At 42.5% G+C, this 9920-nt stretch carries 26 protein-coding genes; all 26 read right to left on the reverse strand.

The features are described from left to right. Positions 1-9: 9 nt before the first annotated feature. Positions 10-684: a hypothetical protein gene (locus tag RDS42_RS08255; protein ID WP_308783231.1), complete on the reverse strand. Its 675-nt coding sequence runs from the start codon at positions 682-684 to the stop codon at positions 10-12. Further along, positions 681-932, reverse strand: coding sequence for a hypothetical protein (locus RDS42_RS08260; RefSeq protein WP_308783232.1), 252 nt, complete (start codon positions 930-932; stop codon positions 681-683). The genes RDS42_RS08255 and RDS42_RS08260 overlap by 4 nt, the downstream gene beginning before the upstream one ends. Next, a complete protein-coding gene (locus RDS42_RS08265) occupies positions 929-1573 on the reverse strand; it encodes a hypothetical protein (RefSeq protein ID WP_308783233.1) in 645 nt (214 codons plus the stop codon). The genes RDS42_RS08260 and RDS42_RS08265 overlap by 4 nt, the downstream gene beginning before the upstream one ends. Then, positions 1536-1787 (reverse strand): hypothetical protein, encoded by a 252-nt coding sequence (locus RDS42_RS08270; protein WP_308783234.1) that lies wholly within the window; start codon positions 1785-1787, stop codon positions 1536-1538. The genes RDS42_RS08265 and RDS42_RS08270 overlap by 38 nt, the downstream gene beginning before the upstream one ends. Further along, the gene (locus RDS42_RS08275) at positions 1787-1999 is read right to left on the reverse strand and encodes a hypothetical protein (RefSeq protein WP_308783235.1); all 213 of its coding nucleotides are present in this window, start codon (positions 1997-1999) and stop codon (positions 1787-1789) included. The genes RDS42_RS08270 and RDS42_RS08275 overlap by 1 nt, the downstream gene beginning before the upstream one ends. After that, positions 1989-2912 carry a hypothetical protein gene (locus RDS42_RS08280; protein WP_308783236.1) on the reverse strand — a complete coding sequence of 308 codons (924 nt, stop codon included), beginning with the start codon at positions 2910-2912 and terminating at the stop codon, positions 1989-1991. The genes RDS42_RS08275 and RDS42_RS08280 overlap by 11 nt, the downstream gene beginning before the upstream one ends. Positions 2913-2930: 18 nt before the next feature. Then, the gene (locus RDS42_RS08285) at positions 2931-3116 is read right to left on the reverse strand and encodes a hypothetical protein (RefSeq protein WP_178643663.1); all 186 of its coding nucleotides are present in this window, start codon (positions 3114-3116) and stop codon (positions 2931-2933) included. 80 nt (positions 3117-3196) lie between these two features. Continuing rightward, positions 3197-3478, reverse strand: coding sequence for a hypothetical protein (locus RDS42_RS08290; RefSeq protein ID WP_308783237.1), 282 nt, complete (start codon positions 3476-3478; stop codon positions 3197-3199). 85 nt (positions 3479-3563) lie between these two features. After that, positions 3564-3824 carry a helix-turn-helix transcriptional regulator gene (locus RDS42_RS08295; RefSeq protein WP_308783238.1) on the reverse strand — a complete coding sequence of 87 codons (261 nt, stop codon included), beginning with the start codon at positions 3822-3824 and terminating at the stop codon, positions 3564-3566. Beyond that, entirely contained in the window at positions 3821-4165 is a 345-nt protein-coding gene (locus RDS42_RS08300; RefSeq protein WP_308783239.1) for a hypothetical protein, read from the reverse strand. Before RDS42_RS08300 ends, RDS42_RS08295 begins: the two co-directional genes overlap by 4 nt. Continuing rightward, positions 4155-4373, reverse strand: a complete 219-nt coding sequence (locus RDS42_RS08305; RefSeq protein WP_308783240.1) for a hypothetical protein — start codon at positions 4371-4373, stop codon at positions 4155-4157. The genes RDS42_RS08300 and RDS42_RS08305 overlap by 11 nt, the downstream gene beginning before the upstream one ends. A 91-nt stretch (positions 4374-4464) precedes the next feature. Next, on the reverse strand, positions 4465-4992 hold the full coding sequence (locus RDS42_RS08310; RefSeq protein ID WP_308783241.1) for a hypothetical protein: 528 nt from the start codon (positions 4990-4992) through the stop codon (positions 4465-4467). After that, positions 4989-5270, reverse strand: a complete 282-nt coding sequence (locus tag RDS42_RS08315; RefSeq protein WP_308783242.1) for a hypothetical protein — start codon at positions 5268-5270, stop codon at positions 4989-4991. Before RDS42_RS08315 ends, RDS42_RS08310 begins: the two co-directional genes overlap by 4 nt. Before the next feature lie 74 nt (positions 5271-5344). Next, positions 5345-5695 carry a hypothetical protein gene (locus RDS42_RS08320; protein WP_308783243.1) on the reverse strand — a complete coding sequence of 117 codons (351 nt, stop codon included), beginning with the start codon at positions 5693-5695 and terminating at the stop codon, positions 5345-5347. A gap of 14 nt (positions 5696-5709) precedes the next feature. After that, entirely contained in the window at positions 5710-6114 is a 405-nt protein-coding gene (locus RDS42_RS08325; protein ID WP_308783244.1) for a hypothetical protein, read from the reverse strand. A 1-nt stretch (position 6115) separates the two neighbouring features. Beyond that, a complete protein-coding gene (locus RDS42_RS08330) occupies positions 6116-6862 on the reverse strand; it encodes a hypothetical protein (RefSeq protein WP_308783245.1) in 747 nt (248 codons plus the stop codon). Positions 6863-6866: 4 nt separating this feature from the next. Continuing rightward, positions 6867-7103 (reverse strand): hypothetical protein, encoded by a 237-nt coding sequence (locus tag RDS42_RS08335; protein ID WP_308783246.1) that lies wholly within the window; start codon positions 7101-7103, stop codon positions 6867-6869. 1 nt (position 7104) lies between these two features. Further along, positions 7105-7554 (reverse strand): hypothetical protein, encoded by a 450-nt coding sequence (locus RDS42_RS08340; protein ID WP_308783247.1) that lies wholly within the window; start codon positions 7552-7554, stop codon positions 7105-7107. Positions 7555-7558: 4 nt separating this feature from the next. After that, positions 7559-7951: a hypothetical protein gene (locus tag RDS42_RS08345; protein ID WP_308783248.1), complete on the reverse strand. Its 393-nt coding sequence runs from the start codon at positions 7949-7951 to the stop codon at positions 7559-7561. Then, entirely contained in the window at positions 7948-8211 is a 264-nt protein-coding gene (locus tag RDS42_RS08350) for a hypothetical protein (RefSeq protein WP_308783249.1), read from the reverse strand. Before RDS42_RS08350 ends, RDS42_RS08345 begins: the two co-directional genes overlap by 4 nt. Further along, a complete protein-coding gene (locus RDS42_RS08355) occupies positions 8208-8513 on the reverse strand; it encodes a hypothetical protein (protein ID WP_308783250.1) in 306 nt (101 codons plus the stop codon). The genes RDS42_RS08350 and RDS42_RS08355 overlap by 4 nt, the downstream gene beginning before the upstream one ends. Then, positions 8497-8877 carry a hypothetical protein gene (locus tag RDS42_RS08360; protein ID WP_308783251.1) on the reverse strand — a complete coding sequence of 127 codons (381 nt, stop codon included), beginning with the start codon at positions 8875-8877 and terminating at the stop codon, positions 8497-8499. The genes RDS42_RS08355 and RDS42_RS08360 overlap by 17 nt, the downstream gene beginning before the upstream one ends. Next, complete coding sequence (locus RDS42_RS08365; protein WP_308783252.1) at positions 8874-9071, reverse strand: hypothetical protein; 198 nt, start codon at positions 9069-9071, stop codon at positions 8874-8876. The genes RDS42_RS08360 and RDS42_RS08365 overlap by 4 nt, the downstream gene beginning before the upstream one ends. A gap of 13 nt (positions 9072-9084) precedes the next feature. After that, a complete protein-coding gene (locus tag RDS42_RS08370) occupies positions 9085-9354 on the reverse strand; it encodes a hypothetical protein (RefSeq protein ID WP_308783253.1) in 270 nt (89 codons plus the stop codon). A gap of 18 nt (positions 9355-9372) precedes the next feature. Next, the gene (locus RDS42_RS08375) at positions 9373-9537 is read right to left on the reverse strand and encodes a hypothetical protein (protein ID WP_308783254.1); all 165 of its coding nucleotides are present in this window, start codon (positions 9535-9537) and stop codon (positions 9373-9375) included. Positions 9538-9618: 81 nt separating this feature from the next. Beyond that, positions 9619-9774, reverse strand: coding sequence for a hypothetical protein (locus tag RDS42_RS08380; protein WP_308783255.1), 156 nt, complete (start codon positions 9772-9774; stop codon positions 9619-9621). Between the last annotated feature and the right edge of the window lie 146 nt (positions 9775-9920).

The raw sequence follows: 9920 nt of genomic DNA on the forward strand, positions 1-9920 counted from the left end.
TTCCTCCTATTACGCTACATGCAATTCTCTATTTAAAAGTACCTCAAATACTTTAAACCCATAGATAAATCCCTGCATTTCTGCCTCGATTGCAACTCCCATTACTGAGTCCTCGACTTTTCTTTTAGCTGCTACATCATCATTCAGCCCGCCCATTGCCTTATAAAATTCTTCGTATTTTGCCCCCAGTTCTTCTATTTCTCTATTCTCGATTGCTGGGCCTTCTATAAACTGATCGAATAGATTCTTTATGTAACTGCACTCTGTTCTGGATCTTCCCTTCATCAGGATATTTTCCTGCGTTTTTACTCCATGGAAATGCTGTGTGATTAAATCATTGAATTTCCCAAGTCCTTCCATGAAAGCCTTACTACGTTTTTCCTCAGCGCATATCTTTTCAATGTAAAGCTTGCAGCCTTTTTCACTCAATTTCCAAATCGGATGTTTTCTCTGTTTTCTATACGGTCTATATGCAATCTCGAACTCCTTCTTTTCGTCTTCGGACGCTTCCGCATTGTAAAACCGAGAAATCCGGTTGAAAATTCTCGTGTGTGTACTCTGGAAAATTTTTGCGATTTCCCAACTGGTAAGCGGATCTGTTGGTTGTGTTGTGCCTTCTGCTACTTTCCTGATAAGCTCTGCAGCCTTTCCGATTTCTTCCGGCGTGATCTTAATTTCGTTCATCCTTCCAGCTCCTTTCTCAAAGCCTGCAGAAGAGGATGCCAAGGCCTAGCTCCTCTCATGCGCTTCACGACTTTTCTCAGATCAATCTCTTCCTTGCTGATGCTTTCCATTCCGATCAGCTTATCGCTGTTCCAACGGATTGTCTTATCCTTGAATCCATCGGTCAACTTTACTTCTCCAGCTGCACACTGTTTGTCCTCGAACATGACCCACTTTTTTCCATTAAGGATGCAATAACCAACAATCATTTTTCACGCTCCTCTCTAGCAAAACCTCCATGTTTCTTAATAACTTCACCAATTACTTCTATCGGCACATACGCATAAACTGTCTCTGTTAAATCTTCTAGATTTTCTGCATACTGCTCAATCAGTTCTTCCTCTCTGTTCGGAAATCCGATTTCGCAAGCTGTATACTCTCCGTCCGAAAGATTGAGTCTCGGTATGCTATACAACATAGTTCCGGCTTGCACTGACATTTCAAATCCATCTCGGCATCTAACTCTAGGTCTTCTCCGCTGCATACCGTCTTTGATTCCGTATGTATCTCTCAAAAATTCCTTAATGCTGCTGTATGTTGGTTTATATTCCGTATCAACATATTCGCCCGGGAAACAATTCCCGCAGTATCTCCAGACCTTATCCTCTACTTTCGTAAATGTTGTATATGTCATCATGTACTTTCCTGTTCTCGGATTCGGTCTGCTATCATGTGGCTCTCCCACCTGTAGATACCCCGCTCCCATATTTCTCGGTGGCAAAATATTCAAGAAGTACCAGTAGACATCTTCGTCCACCAGCTCCCCAGGCTTGCAAAAATCATCCCAGTTTTTCTCGCTTTCTTCCCATCCTTTAAGTGTCTTGATCTCTTTCTGCTTTTCTTCGCTCATTCTCTGCATACTCCCTTTCTTTTATTGCGATGTAGTCTTTGACATGAAAACCACTCAAAATATTGATTGCCTGCAGTTCCGACAGTCCGCATCTCCTTTGAAGTTCCTGCCGCAGTTTTCTTCTCTCGCCTGTATCTTGCCTTCCATTTTCCGGAAGATTTTCTGCCAATATTCTGTATTCATTGGCGATTTCTGCTGTGAGAAGTTCTGGCATTATACAGCCTCCACATATATGACACTATTTGCTTTGCAATTAAATTCCGGACAAAGAGAACTCCATAATTTTGCAAGATCCTTCATGTCTTCCGCATCCAGCTCTGTCTCATCTTCTTCGCCGTCCCTGTTTGCAAATCCAATTCGATATGTATTTTTTCGCCCGCCGTATGACTTTCTTACAATGCCTTTTCCGGCTTCTCTAATTGTCATTCTGCATCACCTCCAGTTCTTCTTTCACTCGGTTCAATGCGTATTTGCCGGCCGGATTCAACATTCTCTGCCATGCCCCCTGGGATGGTGCCCACTTAAAGCCATGCTTTTTCAAAACGGCTCTGACATCAGCCTCCGGCTTTCCATCAAAGATGATCTGCAGCCTCATAGCTTCCACATTCTCAACAACCTTGAACAGCTCAAATTCCGTTTCTTTTGTTCCCTTCTCCTTGACTGCTTTCAAGCTTTTCAATCTTTCCTCTACTCTATGGATATTTGCGTTGTTGTTCTGCAGGGCGTATGCTGGAAATCCAACTCTTCCCATAAAATCCGGGGTTCTCAGTTCCTGGATCTGCTCATCGGAATACCCCAGGATTTTAAGCTCCTCGTCTCCCTTTTTGGTATTCTTCAAGCGGATGGCTTTATTGACAGCTCTCATTCTTTCCTGGTTTTCTTTTAAAGCATCCAGCTTCTCTTCCAGGCGTTCTATAGCGTCCTCATCTGAGGACTTGATGATATCCTTTCCTCTCAAAATCCCCTTGATCTTATCCAGAATTTTCTGCGTCTCAGTATAAAACTGATGGTTCTTCTCCCAGGCCTGTACCTGTTTCTCCTTTTTCTTTACTGGAAAATTACCAGCACCCGAAATCATAACAGAAGGACATCTGCAGCCGATATTACTCTCCCGGTTCATATACTCAGCCATTCTCTTTGAATATCTCTTTGCCAATGCTTCAACTCTATCCGCTTCTTTTGGTCTTGCTTCTGCAACTTTCTCGGCCAGGTCATACACTCTGTCAACGTACCCTCTATATTCTTCTGTCTTACTTCCTGCCTTATAATCGCTCATGGACATCATATCGTGTGCGATCCTGGCCTGTTCTTCATTGATTGTGCAATACAATCTTTTCATTCAAATGCCCTCCTAAAATTATGCTGTGATCGGTTCTCTGTGTTTTTCCATCCTCACGTCTGCTCTTCCCGCAAGATTCTCTCTGTACTCTTTGAGGCTTCTCTTTGCATCAGCTCTGGTATATTCGCTGTTCTCACATTCCCAGCCATATCCCCAGTTTGTCATTATGTCCCACCGATCCTTTGTCTTTCTCTGATAGCTCATTAATACTCCTTTCTGCGTCTGCGAATCTCTCCGCTTTGAATTTCTCGCACTTGCGAGTATTGCAGGTAAAAAAATAACACTTACCACTCCAGGTCATTGATTTCCTCTGCTATTTTCGCATATCCATTGCTTTCAAGCAACCATATATCAAACTGTACTGCATGGTCGGAAAAGCTTACTCCGCTATCGTTCAGACTATAAAGCTCATCTCTGATTTCCATTACCATTTCCTCGCTACCAGTTGCAATCATAACAGCTACGATGGCCTGAACTTTTGCCTGTCCAGCATTCCATTCTTCTGAAAAAAGCTCTTTCTCGTCTCTTGCTGCTAATGCTGCTCTGTAATCGTTCATGTTATACATAATCTTTACCTCCAAGATGTTTTATTTGTTGTTTGATTATGTATATATTATAACTCGCACTTGCGTATTTGTCAATAGTTTTGCTCTATTTTGTCAATTTTTTCTCGCACTTGCGTTTTACAATTTTCACATCATAACCTGCGGCCTTGACAATCCTCACGAAATTCTCATATCTCATGTTCCCAGAAATCAATCTGCTTACTCTCTGCCTGGTGATTCCCATTTTCTGAGCCAGCTGAATCTGCGTCATTCCTTCCTTCTCCATCATTTTATTGATGATCTCTGCCGCATCTTCACCTCTGATCTCCGTTACGATTTCCCTTGCCGGATAAACTACCCTGCTCATTTCCAAACACCTTCCTCTTTCAAAACCTGTTTAACTGCTTCTTTCATCGTATCTGCAGATGCCACGTTTACGTCCTGGTTCTTTTCGTACAGGTTTGTGATCTTATGGATGATATCTAAATTGTCATTTAATCCTCCGGCAATGCCTTTAGGAATCCCCCAATATTCGCAAAACTCCTCGATGGCATTTCTTATGTCCTCTTCAAGATATTCCCCTTCTCTGATCCGGTATGCTTCTTCGATCTCGTCATCTGTCAGCTCAATTCTTACTGTTCTTTCATCGCAGATGGCAACGCTGCCATATTCTCCGACCTTACTTGCTATAGTTCTTTCAATTACCATGCCTTCCTCCGTTCATCAATACAGCTACGCCTTCCGGATAATTTTCATCAAACCAATGCCAGATTTCTATTCTGTCTGTTCCTTCCGGAAATCCCAGGAACTCTTCCAGAATAGCATCTGCATTATCAATGGGGATTTCTCCAAAGATCTGCCACAGCTTTTCCAGTTCCTGACTGTTGAAACAACCGGAAAAATCAACTGTTGCCATGCTGTCTATCTCCTTGCACCGAGGGCAATATTCCTCATCATTTCCATAATGCAGGCCCAGGTCGGAATCTCTTCCAATCCACCCGCACTTCTTACATTTCCAGATCAACATTTCCCATAGCCTCCCATTCTTCTGTCAACGTCACTGTCTCTCTCTTTGCCAATACCGCAGTGCTTAAATCAATACCATGGAAGATCTCCCGGTTTCTCACCTTTTCTTCAAAGCGTTTTCTACAGAGCAGTTCGTTTCCAAACACTCCTCCGATGTGTACATATCTTCCGCTATCAATTCGTTTTGCCAGCACTGTATACTCTGTGTCCGGTGGATTTACAGTGATAAGTTTCTTTGATTCTTCCTTGCCTGCGGTCCATTTTATTTTCTGCCCGCATTTCTCACAGTATGGTTTCTTTCTCTGATCGATTATCCTTTCATGTACAATTCTTCTCTCTCCCACAGTGCTGCTACAACAAGGACAACGAAACCAGTTATTTACCTGCGTCTTTGCCTCTCCATGCCCGTCTGCGTAATCAACAAATATGACACTTCTTTCGTTCATGCAGAGGACCGGCGGCATTGCTACTGATTTCTTCAATGCTTCCAAAATTTCCTGATCGTTCATTCTCCTCTTTCCTCCATGCAATCATTTACCAACTCTCTGATAATATCCATAAGTTTGTCTACAGCTGCTGGCTCTTTCTCATCCTTGTCACTGTAACCAATACTTTTTACTGTTTCCTGGATTCCCATTTTACTGAAGCATTCCGGACATAATGTAACTGATCTTGTGTATCCGTCCCAGCTCTGCGAACTCGGAATAGTGATCGTCACTACTTTCTTTGAGATTCTCTTGTGTGGATCAATCTCCGTTTTGCATCTATCACAATACTCTTTTACCATCTCTCTACCTCACTTTCTTGCTCCAACGTATAATAAAAACAACAGCATCAGTATAGCTCCCATGTTCTCGCCTCCTAAAAATATGATCTGCCATATCTTTTCATGAATTGTGATCTGACTACATTTCCTTCTACCTTCTCCATCTGTCCCTTGCTGTTGATAGCTACCGTATTTTTTAACAGCCACTCTCTTTCCCAAGCCAGCTGCCCGATCATCTTTGACATTCTCTCTGCCATAGGATTTTCGTGAATCCGGCACAGCTTCTGGCCCATATTATGACAGTTGTTACATACCGGAACTTTCAATCCGTCTTTCTCTGACAGTTCTCTTCCTGCTGTTCCAAAAATCAAGTGATGTTCTGCTTCTGCCTGCCGGCCACAAATGAAACAGATCGTTTCATGCTGTGTAACAATTCCTTTGCTCATTTTTTCTCCTTTCTTTAGCCATAGATAATTTCATCAAACAAAGTGTACTGGATGATTTCGTCCGCCATCAGTGCGTCAATCTGACTGCAGTCAATCTTGTTCTCGTATAAACAAGAGCTGCTGTTTCTTGAACAGTTCAGCCACTCCTGTAACCCGTGCAGAAACTTTTCCTGATCCATTTCGTACCATTCTGTTTCTTCATTGTCGAACGGTTCTTCCACATGAAATTTCAGTTTTCCGCCTCTGCTGATTTGATCGCTTGCGTGTTTTCCAAGGTAATTACCAACGACTCTTACGCTGTCGCACCAATAAGTGATCCCTCCTTCAAATGCAGTACAAAGAATATCGTCTATATCCTGTTCCGACACGTTGACGGATTTTCTCACAAACAACGTCTCAACAATTTTCTTTTCTTCCATCTCAATCCTCCAATTCTGTGCCACATACCGGGCACTTTTCAATCTCCTCGCCATAGGTCTGAACATATCCTGCACAATGCGGGCACCAAGCAATTTCGCCATTTGCTTTCCAGTCTTCCAACAGACTTTCTGGATGCTGCCAATCCAGTTCCTCGAACATTGTCTTCGCCTGTTCTTCGTCTCCGGCAAGTATTTTCAGTATGTCGTTCCTCGTATACTTTTCGTCCGACAATTCCGGAATATAGCAAACATCGTCTGGCCTGTTCTGAAAAGCATCTTCGTCCTTGAATATCCATCCTTGCCGGTAATAATCTCGGTCGATTATCTCTGGCTTGCTTCCATTTTCCGGTGAATAACTTCCGATCAGCAATGGAAGTCGCATCTGGCTTAACGCCTCACATAACTCCAGTATCATATTCTCAATAGCTTCTGCATCTTTTACCAGCTCTCTGGTCGATGGAACGCCGCTTATGCCATTGTGCCTTGCTTCGATCCACATCTCTATGTGTTCATCTACATCGAAGTCCTCATAATACATCTGCAGATTTTCCTTGAAACTCTTTGCCTGATCCTTTTCTTTGAAATCAATTATCATCGAAAAGTCTTCTCCTGCCGGAGATGCCTGCCCGATTTCAACATATGTCCTTCTATTATCCGGTTCAATATATACATCCCAGTTCCAGCCCATTTCCTCTGCTTTGCTAAGAAGCATTTTCAATCCACTTGATATTTCTTTGTATTCTGCCATGTTTTCACTCCTCAGTGTCCGAATAGTACGCATTAAATACAATGCCAGCATTAATCAACTTATCTTCCAGATAGTTTCCATAGCACCAACCGTCGCCGTCTTCCCAGTAACTATCCCATGCTTCCTGCAGAACTTTCTCTGCTCTCACAGCATCTTCTTCGCTCACAATGAAAATGCAATCCATCCATTCATTCATTTCTGAACGGATTCTAATGCAGGTGTCCTCAATTCTCTCTACCATATCAGCGCCAAACCTCCTCAAATTTTAAAAATTCCAAGTCTTCATCGCTATAGCCATTAGTTCTCAAATATGCCTTTGCTTCTACCTCGTTTTCAAACAGCTTTACCTTCCGGCTTTTTTCCATCAGCCACTCATAAGGGTTCAGCGTTATTCCTTCGATGTGTCGGCCTATACAGATATACTTCCTGATTCCTACCCATTGAAAAATCTTCTCCTTTGCAAATTCTTCAATGGCTTCCTGGTATGTTTTCTCCGACTCATCCCAATCGGTTCGCCCGTAGTTTTCTTCAAACTCATTGGCCCAAACCACAAACATTTGTTTCCAACCCATGCTGTCTGTTTCGCTCAGCTTTGGAAATTCTTTCTGCAGATTAACATATGTCCATGTAATCTCAATCAGATTTTCCGTTGCTCTATTAAACTCTGTCTGCTGAATATCTGAATATGCCATCTTCTCACTCTCCTATGTAATAACAAGTAAAATTCCAATGGTCCCCAAACTCGTAGTAAAGTCCTCTCTTCTCAAAGATTCTGTCGAACTTTTTCTTGATTCCTGGGTTTGTACCGTACCAGAGCATATGACAAACACTGCCTTCAAAAGCCATACTGAGGATATGGTCTTCTGCCACATTCTCAAAATATCTTCTTGGGTCCTCGTTTTCTCTCACAACCAGATGTTCCGGATCATTGTAATAGAATTCGCCTGTCTCCTTGTCGTGTGTGTCGAAGCATTTTCCATTGAAATAAATCTGAGTGTCCACCCACATATCGTGTTCCAGGAGAAACGTCCGGATCTCCACTGCAAGTTTTTCAATCTGCTTCTGTGTCAGCTTTGCTACCGTATTCATGCTGTTGCCTTTCTCTTGCTTCTGAGCAATCTGATCAGATGCTCTTTCGCTTTCTGATATTCTTTCTCTGATCTTTCATCCGGATAAAACATATCCATTTCGTACCAACCATCATACCCATGATCCGCCTCGAAACCATCATCCATAATCATTACCAGACATTCCGTTCCATAGTTCGATGTCTCGAATGCCACATATGCGCTTGTCTTCTCCTGGGCTTTCATTACCAGCCGAAACAACTCTTCAATTTTCTTTTTCATCCTACCACCTTTACATTTCTGCTATGCAGCGCATATACCATAGTTCCTCGTCCCTTTCCGGCAACCTTTGAAAATTCCTCGTCTGACATTTGATTCATGTAAAATTGCACTGCCGTCAACTCATCCTCTGTGTTGTAAATCTTAACTGCATAAAGCACATGGTCTGCTCCGGTTCTTCTCAGCGTTTCCGCTGCGCTATTTTCAAAACTCAGAAGAATTTTCGGAAGCTGAGAGAGGGGTATCTGCCCTCTCTGTACGCAACCATTAGTGTCCTTCATGCTCCAATTAATCATTTTCCCCATGGCCTTTAGCTTTCTCCTTTTCTGTTTTTTTGGTTCTTGTTCTCTTTGCCGCCGGCTTCTCTTCTGTCACATTCTCTGTCTTCGGCTTTCTTGCTCTTGGCTTTTTAACCGGTTCTTCTACTGGTTTCTCTACTGCTTTCTCTGCTGTCTTTTCTGCTTCAGCTGCCTGCTCTGGCAAACGCTCCTGTAATTTGTAACGCTTTCTGATGGATACTATCATCAGCTCAACTTCCGCATTTACCAGTTCCTTTTCTTCATCCGTCAGGCCTGCAACCAGGTCTTCTGACTCCTGCCAGTATCCTGCGTTATCCAGGAACCGATCAATTACCTTCTTTGCTCTGTCGTGTTTAACATCCCATTTCATCCTGCAATTTCTCCTACTTCTTCAAATTCAAAAACACCGATGCTCTTGATAAATTTCTTCGATGTCTTCATCCCTCTTCCTACCTGTTGACCGCTGATATACTGCCGGAGATAATAGCCGCCAACCAGTTTTACAACTTCCCATACCTTCTTTTCATTCCAACGATTCCGGTAATAATTTCTCTGTAAAGCCATCTTTTCATCCTCTCTATAAAATGCAACTTCCCTGCTTGCTGAAATCAACAACGCCTCTGTTCCATCCCCAGTTAGCTCTTTCTCGCTCTCTGATGTATTCCTGCTGGAGAATAGTTTCTGTCATTACCTGATTAAAAACCCATTCATTATCTCCATTAAATACCTCCTGGATGGTTCCTGAGGAAACCAGGAGCATCATATTGTCAAGTGATTTCTGATTTTCTCTGTATTTTCTTCTTGTGCCACCGATTGTAACAGTATTTAAGAATTCTGGTCTTTCCATGCTCTTTCTCCTTCTCTATCAATGTTTCCATCTTTTTTCTTCTATCTCGTCCACTGCCAAACCTATTACTGCTGTACCATTTGCCATTACCAACCAGAAGTTTAATGGCTCCATCCCGGTTGCCATCCCCCATGAAAAGTTGATAAACAACAACACTGTCAAAAATCTTCTCAGCTTTTTCATTGCTTTCTGTCCTCCTATATGGTAGACTTGATAGCCAAGGGGAGTTACCGCTCCCCTGCTACCAAGGAACTGTTTGTTCGGTTACTTAATCCAATTCAGAACTGCCGTAACAACTGCTAAAAGCATTGTTACTATGGCAACCACGATGCTTGTGAGGCTCTCGTAAAACTGGATTTTTAAAAGTTTCCGTTCGAGCAGTTCTTTTTCTTTGTCTTCCGGTTTCTTTCTTTTTGCCAACTGGTGTTCTCCTTTCAGATTATTTAATCATTCTCGCACTTGCGAACCATTTGGGTAAAAAAATAACACCCACCTGCTTGGTTCTTGTGTTTTGTTTGATTATGTATATATTATAACTCGCACTTGCGTATTTGTCAATAGTTTTG

Source organism: uncultured Blautia sp. (assembly GCF_902497045.1).
Lineage (GTDB): Bacteria > Bacillota > Clostridia > Lachnospirales > Lachnospiraceae > Blautia_A.